This is a genomic window from Streptomyces sp. TP-A0874, from assembly GCF_001748085.1.
GTDB lineage: Bacteria > Actinomycetota > Actinomycetes > Streptomycetales > Streptomycetaceae > Streptomyces.
Genome location: NZ_BBZK01000005.1, coordinates 628,067 through 643,192 on the forward strand (window position 1 = coordinate 628,067; position 15,126 = coordinate 643,192).

Sequence of the window (15,126 nt, forward strand, 5' to 3'; positions counted from 1 at the left end):
CCCTACCCCCGTCCGACTGGCTGGTGAAGGGTGAGTACGGTCCGGACCCGCCTGCATCCGTACTGTGAGATGCCCGGCGCCCAGTGATCGAGACACTCCGAACTTGGCCGGAAACAGTCCCCGTATCCGCTGGTCAGCGGTGTCCCGCGAAGCCCCGGAAACACTGGGTCACCACCTCCCGGAACAGCGACGAAGCCGGGCAGCATGACAGTTGATGGTTTGTCAAGGCACTTGAGAATTGTTGCGCGTGCCTAGGATGCTTGCCAGACTCCGACCGTGGTGGACGTCGACCCAGGGGTTTGGTGGTGTGCCGCATTCCGGCCTTGACCCGATGTCATCCGCACGGCTCCGCACCCTGGTAGCCTCCCCGCCCCGGGCTCCCGCCACCCTCTCGCCCCCGTTCATGAGGACCCCATGACACGACACATACCGGAGGCGGTGTTCTGGTGCCTGGCCGCGGGCGCGCTCGCGGCCTTGGTCTTGTTGGTACGCCAGCGCCAGATCACCGCTACTCTGCGCAGACACCTGGCAGTGCTGGAGACCAGCCTGCACGTCCGTGACGAGGAGCTCCGTTACCTGGTCGAAGCCCGACTCCCGGCGCTCACCGACGCTCCGCAACAGCCGGAGTCGGTCCCCGGACTCCGCGACGGCCGACTGGCCGGGACGGGTTTCGCGGAGAGCCTGGAGCGGGTGATGGGACTGTTCTCAGGCGCCGCCGAACAGGCGCGTCTACGCGCGGATCAGTCCGCCAAGGCCGCACTGAAGGCCGCGATGCGCGCCCTGCAGGGGCTCGCCAACGAGCAGCAGATGTCCATCTCGGACATGCAGGACCGGCACGACGACCCCAACGTCCTGCACGGGCTGCTGGAGATCGACCACGCGAACTCGCAGTTCGGCCGGCGGGCGCAGGCCATCGCGGTGCTCTGCGGTTCCTGGCCCGGCCGGCAGCGGGCGGCGTCTCCGCTGGTGGACGTCGTACGGGGCGCGAAGTCGCGGATCCGTGACTACCGCCGTGTCGAGGTGCACTCCCGGATCGACGTGGACGTGGTGAGCCGCGCCGTGGAGCCGGTGGTGCTCGCCGTGGCCGAGCTCCTGGACAACGCGGCCCGGCACTCGCAGCCCAACACGATGGTCGAGGTCAGCGTTCAGCCCGCGCACAACGGCACCTGCATCGTCATCGACGACGCGGGAGTCGGCATGGACAGCAGGGAGGTCGAGGAGGCCACCCGGCTCCTCGGCGGACGTGAACGGATCGACATCAACCGGCTCGGCGACCCGCCGCAGTTCGGCTTCGCCGTCATCGGGGTGCTCGCGGCCCGGTACGGGTTCAACGTCTCGGTCGACACCCGCTCCCCATATGGAGGTGTGCGTGCGGTTCTCTTCCTCCCTCATGCGCTGCTCACCAGTGCCAGCGGTGCGTCCACGGCCCGCGCCGTGCCGCCGCCGGCTCCCCAGCCGCCGCCCGCTCCCGCGCCCCAGCCGGCTCCTCGCATGACGGCCACCCAGGCGGAGTCCTGGCCGCCGGCCCAGCCGCAGCCGGCACCGCAGAGCCCGCCGCCACCGGCGGCGCAGGCCTCTCCGCCGCCGGCGGCGCAGCCGGAGTACCAGCCCGAACCGCCGCGCGGGGCCACCGCGGGAGGACTGCCCAGGCGGAGCCGTCGCGCTCCGAACCCGGAAGCGGTGGAAGCCCTCCGCACCCCTCCCGCCCAGCCCGTCTCCGAGGCCCCGCCGGCCCGCCCGGCGCAGGAAACCGCCTCGCGCATGGGTGCGTTCGCCCGCGGCACCCGATCCGGCCGTGCTTCGTCTGCAGATGAAGGGAACCCTCAGGCATGAACAACTACATGACCAACGAGCTCGGCTGGATGCTCGACGAGGTTCTGAAGGTGCCGGAGGCCCGGCACGCCATCCTGCTCTCCGCCGACGGGATGCTCCGCGCACACTCGCAGGGCATCTCGCGTGACGAGGCGGACCGGCAGGCGGCCGCCCTCTCCGGTCTCCAGTCGATCAGCCGCAGCACCGCGGAGTTCACCTCCCGGGAGAACTCCCCCTGGCAGCAGACGTTGGTCGAGTTCGTGGACGGCTACGTCTTCCTGGTGGCTGCGGGCGCGGGGGCGTACCTGGCGGTCTCGGCGACGCCGAACGTGGACATGGAAGCGGTGACCTATCGCATGCAGAAGCTAGTCGACCGACTCGGCAAGGAACTCACCACGCCGCCGCGTCAGGACTCCATGACGCACGCCGGCTTCGGGAGCAGTGGTCGGGCGTGACCCCGCCACGTAAGCGCGAGCGGGGATTAGTACGACCGTACGTCGTCACCGACGGCCGGGCGCACCCCACGCGGAACACCCTGGATCTGGTCACCCTCGTGATGGCGGCCAACGACCGGCCGCTGACCGGGCTCAGCCCGGAGAAGCGCAGGGTCATGGAGTGGTGCCGTGGCGGCGCCCTGTCGGTCGCCGAGGTGGCGGGACACCTGTCGCTGGCCATCAGCGTCACCAAGGTGCTGCTCAGCGACCTGATCGACAGCGGTCACATCACGACCCGCGCTCCCATCCCCAAGGCCCAACTACCCGACGCCCAACTCCTGCAGGAGGTGCTCGATGGGCTCCGCGCTCGGCTCTGACCAGCTCTATCTGCCAGAGACGGTCAGCACCGCGGCGAAGATCCTGATAGTGGGTCACTTCGCCGTCGGCAAGACGACGTTCGTGGGCACCCTCTCGGAGATCCGTCCGCTCCGCACCGAGGAGACGATGACGCAGGCGGGTGCGCTCGTCGACGATCTGGCCGGGATCGAAGGAAAGACCACGACCACCGTGGCCATGGACTTCGGTCGGTTGACGCTCAGCGAACGGCTGGTGCTCTACCTGTTCGGCGCGCCCGGACAGAAGCGCTTCACCCAGCTGTGGAAGGACATGACCTACGGGGCGCTCGGGGCGCTGGTGCTCACCGACACCCGGCGACTCGACCAGTCCTTCGACATCATGGGGCTGCTCGAGGAGCACGCGGTGCCGTACGCGGTCGCCGTCAACCACTTCGACGGGGCGCCCTCCTATCCGGAGGAAGAGATCCGTGAGGCTCTCGACCTGCTCCCCGAAACCCCGCTCGTCACCTGTGACGCACGGGACCGGATCTCGTCCACCCAGGCGCTGATCTCGCTCGTCCAGTACCTCCAGACCCGTATCCCCCAGGAGCAGACATGAGCAGCCAGCCAGCCACGTCGGAGGGCGCCCCACCGCCCGGCTGCCCGGCCCACGCCGGGTACGGCGGGCGCGGACTCCCCTCGCTCTACGGGGCCGGCTACGCCGCCGACCCGACCGCCACCTTCGCCCAGCTCCGCGCGCAGGGCCCGGTGTCGCAGGTGGAGATCGCCCCCGGGGTGAGCGCCTGGCTGGTCACCAGCTACGACACCGCGCTGGAGGTGCTCCGCAGTCCGGAGCGGTTCGCCAAGGACCCGCGCCGGTGGCGGGCGCTCGCCGACGGCACGGTGCCCCCGGACAGCCCGGTCATACCGATGATGATGTACCGCCCCAACGCCCTGTGGGCGGACGGCGCCGAACACGTCAGGCTGCGAGGCGCGATCACCGACAGCCTCAGCCGGGTGGACCCGAACGCGCTGCGCGGCTATGTCGAGCAGAGCGCCGACCGGCTCATCGACCGCTTCGGCCCGCGGGGCCACGCGGACCTGCTCGGTGAGTACGGGGCCGTACTGCCGCTGCTCGTCTTCGAGCAGATGTTCGGCTGCCCGTCGGACCTCGGCGCCAAGCTCGTCGAGGGCATGTCCGGCATCTTCGACTCGGAGGGCGACGCCGAGAGGGCGAACGCGCTGCTCGTCGAGGCGCTGTCCGGCCTGGTGGCGCTCAAGCGCCAGCAGCCCGCCGCCGACGTGACCTCCTGGATGATGGCGCACCCGGCGCAGCTCAACGACGAGGAGATGATCCACCAGCTGATCCTGCTGATGGGAGCGGGCACCGAGCCGCAGCAGAACCTCATCTGCAACGGTCTGCGGCTCCTCCTCTCCGACGACCGCTTCGGCGGACACCTGGCCGGTGGCAGCATGCCCGTCGAGGACGCCCTCGACGAGGTGCTGTGGATGGACCCGCCGATGGCCAACTACTGCATCCACTACGCCCTCTACGACCTGGAGTTGGGCGGGGTGCCGGTGCCGGCGGGCGAGCCGATCCTGGTCAGCCTGGCCGCCGCCAACACCGATCCCAACCTCGTGACCGACCGGCGGGGCGGCAACCGCGCCCACCTCGCCTGGAGCGCCGGAGCACACACCTGCCCGGCCAAGGACCCCGCCCGACTGATCGCCTCCGTAGCCATCGAGAAGCTTCTCGACCGCCTTCCGGATGTCGAACTGGATGTTCGGGTAGAGGAGTTGGCGTGGCGACCGGGCCCGTTCCACCGAGCTCTGGCCGCCCTGCCCGTGTGCTTTCCACCGATCGCACCGCAGGCCATCACAGACGAGATACCTGGAGATAGCGGATGGAACGTCAGACCTGCCCCGTCGTCATCGATGCCACCGGTCACGACATCCACGGGGAGGCAGCACGAATCCGGGAGCAAGGGCCAGCGGCGCTGGTGGAACTTCCTGGCCAGGTGGTGGCGTGGGCAGTAAGCGACCACACGCTGCTGCGTGAGCTGCTGACGGACCCCCGGGTCTCGAAGGATCCGAACCAGCACTGGCCCGCCTGGATCAACGGGGAGATAACCCCGGAATGGCCGCTCTTCGCCTGGGTCGCGGTGAAGAACATGTTCACCGCCTACGGAGCCGACCACAAGCGGCTGCGGAAGCTGGTCGCCACCGCCTTCACCGCCCGCCGCACCGAACGGCTCCGCCCCCGCGTCGAGAAGATCGTCGGGGACCTGCTCGACGGTCTCGCCCGGGTGCCCCGTGGTGAGACGGTGGACCTGCGGGAGGAGTACTGCTACCCGATCCCGATCCAGGTGATCTGCGAACTCTTCGGAGTGGCCGAGGGCCCCACCCGGGACGAGCTGCGCCGGCTGGTGGACAGCATATTCAACACCTCGGCCAAGCCGGAGGAGGTGGCGGCGACCTTCGAGGGCATGCACCGGCTGCTCGCCGAACTCGTCGCCACCAAGCGGGAGACGCCCGGCAACGACATGACCAGCACGCTGATCGCCGCCCGTGAGGAGGACGGCTCCAGGCTGACCGAGCAGGAGCTGATCGACACCCTCCTGCTGGTGATCAGCGCCGGTCACGAGACCACCGTGAACCTGCTGGACAACGCCGTCCACGCGCTGCTCACCCACCCGGAGCAGCTGGCACTGGTCAGGAAGGGCGAGGTCACCTGGTCCGATGTGATCGAGGAGACCCTCCGCTGCCAGGCCCCGGTGGCCAACCTTCCGCTGCGGTACGCGGTGGAGGACATCGACACCGGCCGGGGAGTGGTGATCCGCAAGGGCGAGGCCATCATGGCGGCGTACGCCGCGGTCGGCCGCAACCCGGGGCTGCACGGCTCGGACGCGGACCGCTTCGACCTGACCCGGGCCAACAAGGAGCACATGTCCTTCGGCTTCGGCGTGCACTTCTGCCTGGGCGCGCCGCTGGCCCGGATGGAAGCGGAGATCGCGCTGCCGGCGCTGTTCGCCCGCTACCCGGAGATCTCCCTGGCGGTCGCCGACGACGAGCTGCGGCCGGTGGAGTCCTTCATCTCCAACGGACACCGCAACCTTCCGGTGCGGCTGGGCTGAGCAGGGCCAGGTCCGGTACATCCCGGGGTGTGTGGTCGGCTTCCGCGGAAGCCGACCACACACCCCGGTGCCGTGTCCGAGGCCGTGCCGGGGCGGCCGTGCGCGCGGAGTTCCCGTCCACCTAAGGGTTGTCCCGCAATCCCCGGTGGGCGCACGACGGCAGCTACGGCACCTCGCCGCGTTGTCGGAACATCCTGATACGCCCAGTATCGGGACGTCCCTCCGCCTTGCGATGTACCGCATCTGCCGTCGTGCGCTGATCCACCGGGGATTACGGGACAACCCTTAGCGCGGACGAGGCCGCCGCACGGTCCGGGGACCTACGGGACGGCCCTTCAGAACGGGCGGTCGCCGGCGATCGCGACCCGCTCGGCGACCCTCGGGTGCGGGGCGTAGTCGTTGACCGCGTAGTGCTGGGTGGCCCGGTTGTCCCAGAACGCCACGTCCCCCTGCTGCCAGCGGAACCGGACCTGGTACTCGGGTACGTGCGCCTGCTGGAAGAGCAGGCGGAGCAGCCGGTCGCTCTCCTCCTGCCCCATGCCGGTGATCCGGGTGGTGAAAGAGGTGTTGACGAAGACCATCCGGCGGCCGGTCTGCGGGTGGGTGCGCACCACCGGGTGCTCCACGGGCGGGAAGAGCTCCTGGTACGGGGCCAGCCGCTCCGGCGGGTAGAAACGGGCGAAGCCGGGGATGAAGTCGTGCACCGCGGTGGCCCCGTCGATCCGTTCCTTCACCCACTCCGGGAGGTTGTCGTAGGCGGCGGCCATATCGGCCCACATGGTGTCGCCGCCGAACGGCGGGACCTCCCGCAACTGGAGCACCGCCCCCAGGGCCGGCCGCTCCCGGAAGGTGACGTCGGCGTGCCAGACGTTCTCGAAGGTCGGAACGGCACCGCTGCTCTTGTCGAACCGCACCACGTCACTGGAGGAGCCGCTGGACAGCAGCGGGTTGACCTCCAACTCGCCCCAGTGGCCGGCGAAGTCGCGCTGCTGGGCCGAGGTGAGGTGCTGGGCCCGGAAGAAGAGAACCTTCCATTCGAGCAGGGCGCGGTCGAGTTCCTCCCGCAACCCCGGATCCAGCGGCTGCGAGAGGTCGACGCCGCCGATCTCGGCGCCGATGGTACGCCCCAGCGGGGTGACGGTGAACCGTTCGTAGGGCCGCTCCTGCCACCCCTCCGGCAGCCTGCGCAGCAGCCGCCGACCCTCGTGGAGGCCGTCCTCGGGGATCCGGGCCGGGCGGAGCGAGGGGGTGGAGGCTGCGGGGGAGTGGGGAGCGGCGGTGCGGGTGGTTGTGTCGGCGACGGTCAAGGGAACCTCCTCAAGGCAGCGCACGGGGCCCGCAGGGGGCGGGCTGGTGCGTCGAACGGGAAGGACGACTGCTGCGAACCAGGAACAGAGGACGGAGAGAACGACTCAGATAGGGATGGCGGCCCCCGGCGGTGCCGGGTGACCAGGCCACCACCGCTGCCGGTGACGGGTCGGAAGCCCCGGCGCGAGCCGCCGTGGACCTTCCTGGGGAGGGGGGACTTCCTCTCCGTGGCCGCGTCAGCCGATCCGCTCGGGTCTGGTGGCACGGCGGACGGGGCGGGACCTCCGCCCGGCTATCGGGACTGACGGCAGACGTGCGCCCCCTGGGCGCGACCGAGTCCGTGCGGCGGCGGTGGTGCGGAGCCGCTCGGGCGGCTCCGGGCAGACCGGCGCGGAGGCGCTAACGGCCCGAACGCTCACACCCGGTGCGGTCCGGAACGAGCAACGTCCCCAGCGCATCGAACGAGTGCTTGATCATGGGCTCATTGTGGGACGGCCGTGGTGCCTGGTCAAGGGCGCCTTCCCCGGCGCCCCGACCGCGGCGGTGTCACCGGCGGGGGCGGGCACCGCGGTGCCCGCCCCCGCCGGGGAAGGGGGAACGGTCAGGCGGGCTCGCCCAGGTGAACCGGGAGGGTGCTGACGGAGTTGGAGAACAGCGAGGGTACCGGGACGAGGGCCTCCGGCGGCCGGGCGAGGGTCAACCCGGGGTAGCGGCCGAAGAGCCCGGGCAGCGCGACCGCCGCCTCCAGCCGCGCCAGCGGCGCGCCCAGACAGAAGTGCGGGCCGTGACCGAAGGAGAGGTGACGGGCCTGCTCGCGGTCGATGTCGAAGCGGTCGGCGTCCGAACCGTGCTGCCCGGTATCGCGACCCACCGCGCTGTAGGGGGCCATCACGGCGTCACCGGCCGGGATGGTGACGCCGGCGATCTCGATGTCCTCCAGCGGGTAGCGGAAGGGGAAGTTTCCGATCGGGGCGTCCCAGCGGAGCGTCTCCTCCACGACTGCCGCCCAGGTCTCCGCCGAGCCTGCGAGGGCCCGGGCGTGCTGCTCGGGATGGGTGAGCAGGGCCCGCACCGCGTTGACGATCAGGCTCAGGGTCGTCTCGTGGCCCGCCGAGAGCATCAGCAGCAGCGTGCCGACCAACTCCTCCTCGCTGAGCGCGTCCGGGTCCCGCTCCCGGGCGGCCACCAGGGCGCTGGTCAGATCGTTCCCGGGCTCCTCCCGGCGGGCCTGCACCACCCGGGCGAGCAGCTCGTACTGTTCGACCTGGCTCCTGGCCACCTCGTCCATACCGAGGTCGGAGCGGAAGATGTTGTCGACCAGGATCCGCAGCCGGTCCCGCTCGTGTTCGGGCACCCCGAACAACTCGCAGATCACCCGCATGGGCACCGGGTAGGCGAAGTGGAGCCGGAGGTCGACGGAGCCGTCCGGATCGGCGTGGGAGGGCAGGTCGTCCAGGAGTTCGCCGACGATCTGCTCGATCCGCGGACGCATGGCCTGCACCCGGCGCGGAGTGAAGGTCTCCGTGACCAGCTTGCGCAGCCGGCGGTGCTCCTGGCCGTCCGCGGTGACCATGTTGGTGACCTTGACCATGCCGATCAGCGGCCAGCCGTCGGCTATCTCGCCGCGGCGCATCGCCGTCCAGTTGCGCCAGTCCTTGCTGACCCGCGGGTCGGCGACGAGTTCGCTCAGCAGCCGGTGGTCGGTGACGCTCCAGGCGAGGACGTCCCCGGGGAGCCGGACCCGCACCACCGGGCCGAGCTCCCGCAGCCGGGCGGCTTCGCCTTGGTGGTCGGAGCCGTGCGGGTCCAGGGTGACCAGCGGAACCTGCTGTTCGGTGGATACCTCGTGCTCTGTCAAGTCTGACCTCCGGCAGTGTCGGTGGAACTACGGGGCGGTGCGTCGAGGAGCGGCGGTTCAGCCGGCCGGAGCCAGCGGTGCCGGCCGCAACCGGGCCGAGAAGGTGACCGGCAGCGATGCCGGGCAGCGGGTCCACGGTGAGGGCAGCCAGGCCACGTCCTCGGCCGGGATGGTCAGTCGGAGGTCGGAGAGCAGGCGGAGCGCCGTCTCCACCGCGGTCCGGGTGATCAGCCGGGCGGGCAGCTGCGCCGGGCAGACGTGGGGGCCCGCGGAGAAGGCGAGGTGGGCCCGGTTGCCCACCTCCTCCGCGAACGAGTCGCCGCGGTGGATGCGCGGGTCGTCGTTGGCGGCCGCGAGACCCAGGATCAGCACGTCTCCCCGCCGGATGCGCCGACCGCCCAACTCGGTGTCCCGGAGGGCGTACCGGGCGGGCATGTTCGCCATCGGCGGGTCGCGCCAGAGCACCTCGTCCAGCGCGTCGTCCACACCGAGCCGCCCGCCGTGCAGCCGGCCCGCGAAGCGCTGGTCGGTGAGCATCAGCCGGAGCGTGTGCGCGATCCACGTCGTGGTGGTCTCGTTCCCGGCCGAGATCATGACGACCATCGACTGGAGGATCTCGGCGTCGTCACGAAGGTCGGGGTGGGCGAGGAAGGCGCTGGTGAGGTCGGAGGAGGGCGTGGCCCGACGCTCCTCGAGCACCGCCGCGAGGATCTCCTCGAACTGGCGGTTCCCCGCCTGGGAGTCGTCGGCGCTGCCGAACAACGCGCGCAGGGCGGCCAGGAGTTCGTGGCCCTCGCTGGTGTTCAGTCCGAACAGGGCACCGATCGCCAGGAGCGGCACGACCTGGGCGTACTCGGTGACGAGGTCGGCCCGGCCGCGGTCGGTGAAGCCCGCGATCAGCTCCGCGCACTGCGCCTGGACCAGGCGGCGCACCTGTCGCTGGTCGATCTGCCGCACCCCGTCGACGAGCGGCAGCCGCAGCCGCCGGTGCTCGGTGCCGTCCGCCCCGATGACGTTGGCGCGCCAGGCCATCATGGGCAGCAGGCCGGAGTCGGGCGAGACGACGCCCTCGGCCAGGTCGCGCCAGTTGCGGGCGTCCCGGGAGAAGAGCTGCTCCTGCCGGGTGATGGTGAGCAGCTCCTGGTAGCCCATGACCAGCCAGGCCGGAACCCCCGGCTCCAACTCGACCCGGGCGACGTTGCCCCACTCCTCGCGCAGCCGGCGGTAGACGGCCTGCGGGTCCGGGCAGCCGGTGGCCGCGGACAGCGGGAGGAGGCGGCCGTCCGGCGAGGCGTGTGCGGGGCAGCCGGGCGGAGGGCCCGCCGTCATGAGCCCACCTCCGCCGGGGCCCGGTCGTAGACGTACTCGGCGAGCGCGATCAGGGCGTCCACCGAGGAGGCGCGGTCCCGGGCGTCGCACATCACGACCGGGGTCTCCGCCAGGAGGTCCAACGCCTCGCGGAGTTCCTCGGGGCTGTACCGCCCGGAGTCCGGGAACTGGTTGACGGCGACGGCGAACGGCAGATGGCGCAGTTCGAGCTGCTCCAGCACCTCGAAGCTGTCCTCCAGGCGGCGGGTGTCGACGATGACCAGCACCCCGAGCGCACCCTCGGAGAGCCCCTCCCACAGGTCCCAGAACCGCCGCTGGCCCGGAGTGCCGAAGAGGTAGAGAGCGAGTTGGGGGTTGAGGGTGAGCCGGCCGAAGTCCATCGCGACCGTGGTCGTCTTCTTGTCCGTCAGACCGGCGACGCTGTCCACGCCGATGCTGGCTTCGGTCATCGTCTCCTCGGTGCGCAGCGGTGCGATCTCGCTGACCGAGCCGATCAGGGTGGTCTTGCCAACACCGAAGGCCCCCACGATGAGAAGCTTCACCGCTTGCTGCACGGTCTCTGGCAGATAGCGCTCAGCGGAGACGGCGGAGCCCATTCAGTACCTCCTCGAGAAGTTTGTGGCTGGGGATGGTCTCGGCACCGATGCCGGAGCGGGCGGTGAGGTGTCCGGAGTCGACCAGGTCGGACGCGAGCACGGTGACCACGCTCACCGGCAGTCCGAGGTGGGCCGCCGCCTCGGCCAGCGAGAGCAACTGCTCGCACATCCGCAGCAGGGCCCGCTCCTCGCGTCCGGCGGAGACGGGCAGGGGTTTGCCGGGAGTGGCGGCCACGAGCAGCGTGTCCATGCCGATGGTGTTGCGGGACGGCCGGGAGCGGCCCTTGGTGATGACGAAGGGCCGCAGCGCGCTGTCCCGATACTCCCCTTGACTACTCATGCGCCGAGCCACGGCGGGGCAGGCTGCTCAGGTTGCGTTCGCCGATCTTGTTGACCTGGGTCTGCATCTGCTGCGCGATCATCTTCGGGTCGACGACCGGCCCGGTGACCACCGCGAGGTAGGAGCCGGAGCCGGCCGCGCGCATGAAGAGGAAGCCACCGTCGAACTCGACCATCTGCTGGCGGACCTCCTGGGAGTCGGAGCCGAACTCCCGCCCCAGGCCCTTGGCGAGGGACTGGAGCCCGGAACAGGCGGCGGACAGCCGGTCCGCGACGTCCCGGTCGGTCCCCTCGGAGCTGGCCATCAACAGGCCGTCGGTGCTGAGTACGACGACATGCCGCACTCCGGCCACAGCGACCACCTCGGAGACCATCCAGTCCCGGTTCGCTGCGGTTTCCACCTGGTTCATGCTCACACCTGCTCTTCTTCAGTCGGAGGGGGCGGCGGCTCGTCGCCCGCCGGTGGCTGCGGCGCCGTGGAACGCTGACCGGCCCCACAGCCCTCGAAGAGGGCTCCCATCCAGGCCCCGGCCTCTTCCGGGCTGGTCTGGGGAAGGGGACGCTCGGGCGCCGGCTTGGCTGTGTACGGGCGGGCGGACCGGCCGCGGCTGGAACGCCGCTGCGGCAGTCCGGAGACCGTCCGGGTCGGGTTGCCGGGAGGCTCGGACCCGCCGGCCGGCGGTGACTGGTCCGCCTCCGGGGCGGTCGTCCGCGCCCGCTCGGGGGAGGGCTCGGGCGTCGGCGCGGCCGCCTCCGCCACGGTCGGCGCGGGGAGCGCTTCCGCCTCCGGGGGGTGCGCCGGGGGTGGCACGGCGCTCCTGCCGGTCTCGTCCTCCGGCGCCAGCGCCGAGGTGTACCCGGCCGGTTCGAGCACTTCGAGGGAGTCGTTGGGCACCAGGATCACCGCGCGGACCCCGCCGTAGGGCGAGGGCAGCAGATCCGTCTGGAGGCCGTGCTGGTGGGCGTAGCGGCCGACGACCGCCAGCCCGGTCTGCGGTATCTCGCCGACATCGGCCACGCCGAGCAGCCGCTTGCCGGAGACGATCTCCCGGGCCTGTTCCAGGGCGTGCTCGTCCATTCCCACGCCGCCGTCGTCGATCTCGATGACGGCGCCGCGCTGCACCGCCCGGACGGTCGCCGACACGCTGATGGCCGGCGGGGAGGACTGGGTGGCGTTGGCGAGCAGCTCCGCGACGGCGTGGATCAGCGGTTCGACGAGTTGCGGGGCGGCCGCGATGTCGGGGTCGCCCGACACCTCGACCCGCTGGAAGGCGAGGATCCGGGCGGAGCCGGCCCGTACCACGTCCACCAGGGCCAGCGGCTTCTGCCACTGCTGGCCCGGCCACTCGCCGCACAGCACGGCCAGGCTCTGTGCGTGCCGGCCCTGTTGGGCGGCGGCGTGGTCGACCCGCATGCTCGACTCGAGCACGTCCGGGTCGGTCGAGTGGCGGTCCGCCATCAGCGAGGCGGTCTCCTGGATCCGGTGTGCCGAGGTCTGCACCCGGCGGGCCAGCGCCACGACGACCAGCCGCAGGGACTCCTGGTGCTCGCGCGCCCGTTCCAGCGCGTCGCCGGTCTCCACCAACAGCTCGTCGAAGCTGGCCAGGACCCTTTCGTCCAGCAGCTCCTGGTGACGGGCGGCCGGGATCGATGAGCCGACCATCGCCGCCGGGAGCCGGGTCCGGACCAGATGCTCGGCTTCTTCCCGGAGGAGCGCGGTGTGCTGGGCGGTGCTGGCGCGCCACTCGCCGTCCCGGCGGAGGAGTTCCTCGTCCCGCCGCCGGATCTCCGCGTCGCGGAGGGCCACCGCGCTCAGCAACGCTCGCTGGCGTCGGCGCGACCACTCCAGCAGCGCCAGTACCGCGAGCGCCGCGGCGGCGTAGCCCATGGCTCCCCAACCGGTGCGTGACCAGCCGGGGACGAGCGGCGCCGCGAGGGTGCAGAGGGAGAGCGCGAGCGTGATCGGCCAGAGCGGCCGGGCAGCGCGCGGCGAACCTGAGGAAGCGGAACGTGCCATGAATGAACCTTCGCGCGGAGGGGTCAGGGAGGGGTGCCGAGACCGTGTCCGGCCCTGCGCAGCCCCCGACCACGCCGACGGGAAAACGCCTGGTCCGTCCCGTGCGGGGGACATGCTACCTCGGTGATCCGTTCTGTTCGGGCCCCCGAGGGGCCGTCCGGCGGGCCTGGACAGCCGCCGACTGGCCTGATCAGAGGGCTAGTTGAAACACAGACAGCTACTGGGTGACAGGGACGAGTCGGGCAGTGGCTGACACCGCGCCACAAGCGGGGCGGTGAGTAGTGACGGGTGATGAGCGCTGGCGATGTGAACAAGTCACTTTGGCCGAACGGGCGGTGATCCCGGCCGACTGGGCTGGCACTCGGTGCCGGTTACGCGCGTAGTCCTCCGCCGGCGAGATGGTCACGGTGTGTGAGTGGGCCGCCTCGCTGCGCATAACAACTGACACACGATCAGTTCGAGGGCGTTTCCCGGGCGGCGGTCAACTCGCTGGTTTTCTCCCGGAACAGCATGGTTGGCACCCCGGTAAATCGTTAACGATCACCGTGAACAGCTTGGAAAACGACCCGGTCCTCTATTAACGTTCGATAACGCAGCGCGGTCGTCCTAGTCGCCGGAAGAGGCGGCACCGCGCGCCGTCGCCGAATCCCGAGGCGTGGTGGCGAGAGTCCACCGCAACAGGGAACCGGGGAACCACCACTTGGGGTGAATCGGACGCCTCCGCGAGGAGGGGGCCGTAGGAGACCTTCCTGCTCCGAACCCGTCAGCTAACCCGGTAGGTGAGTGGGAAGGAAAGGAGAGCGCCTCCGTGGCGTCGAACAGCTCTGCCTCCGAGACCTGGTTCGGTCCCTCCGGTTTCGGTTCGGGCCCCGGCGAGCACCCCGGCTCCGAGTGGAACCCCACCGCGGACTCCGTCGCGCCGGCTCGGGGCAGGCACCGGGTGGTCAAGCAGCGCGGCGGCATGGCCCGCAGCGGCACCGTCCTCGGGGTCGGCGTCATCGCGGCGGTCGGCGCCGGCGGGATGGCCGTCGCCAACGAGAAGCCGCCCGTCGCCATCTCGCTTCCGGACCTCTCGCAGGTCACCGAGAAACTTCCGGACCCCGAGTCGATGCCCGGGCTGGGCAGCCTGATGTCGGGTGGCTCCTCCGAGGGCCGGTCAGCGGAGCAGGCTCCGCTGACCCAGGCCGGGTTGGTGGCGGACGAGAGCGGGCTGGACGCCGGCGAGACGCTGCGCGCCCGCATCATGCGCCAGGCCGAACAGCAGCGGACCGCCGCCGACCAGTCGGACCGGCACTCCGCCGAGCAATCCGCCCGCGAACAGGCCGCGGGGGAGGCGGCCGAACGGGCCGACGCCGAGCGCAAGGCAGAGGAGAAGGCGGAGCGGGAGCGGCAGGAGGCGGCGGAGCGGGAGGCCGAGGCCAAGCGGCTCGCCGAACTCGCTCGCAGCTACGCCCTGCCGCTCGCCTCGTACACCCTCACCTCCGGATTCGGCGACTCCGGCTCGATGTGGTCCAACAACCACACCGGACAGGACTTCGCGGCGCCCACCGGCACACCGGTGAAGGCGGTGCACAACGGCACCATCACCCAGGCGGGTTGGGCCGGCTCCTACGGTTACCGGGTGGTGGTCACACTCGATGACGGCACCGAGGTCTGGTACTGCCACCTGTCCTCGATGACCAGGACCTCAGGCACGGTCGAGACCGGTGAGACCATCGCCCGGGTGGGCGCCACCGGCAACGTCACGGGGCCGCACCTCCACCTGGAGATCCGCCCGGGCGGCGGAGACCCGATCGACCCCGCCGCGTGGTTCAGCGGGCACGGTAAGAACCTCTGACCGTCAGACGGGCCCGGGGCCCGGCGGCCGCGGGGGTCAGCCCGGACTCGGCGCCGGCAGGCGCCCGGCCCGGGTACCGGAGCCGGCTTCCTCGGGCCGGCTTCCTGCGGCCGGCGGCCGCTGTGCG

14 protein-coding genes and 1 riboswitch are annotated in these 15,126 nt (G+C 71.1%); of the genes, 7 read left to right on the forward strand and 7 right to left on the reverse strand.

All coding sequences use genetic code 11. The annotated features are described in order from the left end of the window. The first annotated feature begins 414 nt into the window (after positions 1-414). The 6 genes from BGP73_RS10350 to BGP73_RS10375 are packed head-to-tail and all read left to right on the forward strand — an operon-like array spanning position 415 to position 5,715. Complete coding sequence (locus BGP73_RS10350) at positions 415-1,833, forward strand: ATP-binding protein (RefSeq protein WP_069813926.1); 1,419 nt, start codon at positions 415-417, stop codon at positions 1,831-1,833. Then, positions 1,830-2,267 (forward strand): roadblock/LC7 domain-containing protein, encoded by a 438-nt coding sequence (locus BGP73_RS10355; RefSeq protein WP_069813927.1) that lies wholly within the window; start codon positions 1,830-1,832, stop codon positions 2,265-2,267. Before BGP73_RS10350 ends, BGP73_RS10355 begins: the two co-directional genes overlap by 4 nt. Next, the gene (locus BGP73_RS10360; RefSeq protein ID WP_069813928.1) at positions 2,264-2,623 is read left to right on the forward strand and encodes a DUF742 domain-containing protein; all 360 of its coding nucleotides are present in this window, start codon (positions 2,264-2,266) and stop codon (positions 2,621-2,623) included. Before BGP73_RS10355 ends, BGP73_RS10360 begins: the two co-directional genes overlap by 4 nt. Beyond that, the gene (locus BGP73_RS10365; protein WP_069813929.1) at positions 2,601-3,200 is read left to right on the forward strand and encodes a GTP-binding protein; all 600 of its coding nucleotides are present in this window, start codon (positions 2,601-2,603) and stop codon (positions 3,198-3,200) included. The genes BGP73_RS10360 and BGP73_RS10365 overlap by 23 nt, the downstream gene beginning before the upstream one ends. Then, positions 3,197-4,618 (forward strand): cytochrome P450, encoded by a 1,422-nt coding sequence (locus BGP73_RS10370; protein WP_244501152.1) that lies wholly within the window; start codon positions 3,197-3,199, stop codon positions 4,616-4,618. The genes BGP73_RS10365 and BGP73_RS10370 overlap by 4 nt, the downstream gene beginning before the upstream one ends. Then, positions 4,600-5,715 carry a cytochrome P450 family protein gene (locus BGP73_RS10375; protein WP_244501160.1) on the forward strand — a complete coding sequence of 372 codons (1,116 nt, stop codon included), beginning with the start codon at positions 4,600-4,602 and terminating at the stop codon, positions 5,713-5,715. Before BGP73_RS10370 ends, BGP73_RS10375 begins: the two co-directional genes overlap by 19 nt. A 335-nt stretch (positions 5,716-6,050) precedes the next feature. On the opposite strand, the gene BGP73_RS10380 is transcribed toward BGP73_RS10375, so the two are convergent. The 7 genes from BGP73_RS10380 to BGP73_RS10410 all read right to left on the reverse strand — a co-directional run bounded on the left by BGP73_RS10380 (position 6,051) and on the right by BGP73_RS10410 (position 13,162). Continuing rightward, the gene (locus BGP73_RS10380) at positions 6,051-7,022 is read right to left on the reverse strand and encodes a TauD/TfdA dioxygenase family protein (RefSeq protein WP_069813931.1); all 972 of its coding nucleotides are present in this window, start codon (positions 7,020-7,022) and stop codon (positions 6,051-6,053) included. A 602-nt stretch (positions 7,023-7,624) separates the two neighbouring features. Further along, positions 7,625-8,881 (reverse strand): cytochrome P450 family protein, encoded by a 1,257-nt coding sequence (locus BGP73_RS10385; protein ID WP_069813932.1) that lies wholly within the window; start codon positions 8,879-8,881, stop codon positions 7,625-7,627. Between the two features lie 57 nt (positions 8,882-8,938). After that, entirely contained in the window at positions 8,939-10,210 is a 1,272-nt protein-coding gene (locus BGP73_RS10390) for a cytochrome P450 (protein ID WP_069813933.1), read from the reverse strand. Next, positions 10,207-10,806 (reverse strand): GTP-binding protein, encoded by a 600-nt coding sequence (locus BGP73_RS10395; protein ID WP_069813934.1) that lies wholly within the window; start codon positions 10,804-10,806, stop codon positions 10,207-10,209. The genes BGP73_RS10390 and BGP73_RS10395 overlap by 4 nt, the downstream gene beginning before the upstream one ends. Then, a complete protein-coding gene (locus BGP73_RS10400; RefSeq protein ID WP_069813935.1) occupies positions 10,784-11,146 on the reverse strand; it encodes a DUF742 domain-containing protein in 363 nt (120 codons plus the stop codon). The genes BGP73_RS10395 and BGP73_RS10400 overlap by 23 nt, the downstream gene beginning before the upstream one ends. Further along, positions 11,139-11,555, reverse strand: coding sequence for a roadblock/LC7 domain-containing protein (locus BGP73_RS10405; RefSeq protein WP_069813936.1), 417 nt, complete (start codon positions 11,553-11,555; stop codon positions 11,139-11,141). The genes BGP73_RS10400 and BGP73_RS10405 overlap by 8 nt, the downstream gene beginning before the upstream one ends. Positions 11,556-11,557: 2 nt before the next feature. Further along, entirely contained in the window at positions 11,558-13,162 is a 1,605-nt protein-coding gene (locus BGP73_RS10410) for an ATP-binding protein (RefSeq protein ID WP_139134550.1), read from the reverse strand. Positions 13,163-13,791: 629 nt separating this feature from the next. Then, a riboswitch (cyclic di-AMP (ydaO/yuaA leader) is annotated at positions 13,792-13,959 on the forward strand. 11 nt (positions 13,960-13,970) lie between these two features. Between BGP73_RS10410 and BGP73_RS10415 the strand changes: the two genes are divergently transcribed. Further along, positions 13,971-14,999 (forward strand): M23 family metallopeptidase, encoded by a 1,029-nt coding sequence (locus tag BGP73_RS10415; RefSeq protein WP_069813938.1) that lies wholly within the window; start codon positions 13,971-13,973, stop codon positions 14,997-14,999. Positions 15,000-15,126: the final 127 nt, after the last annotated feature.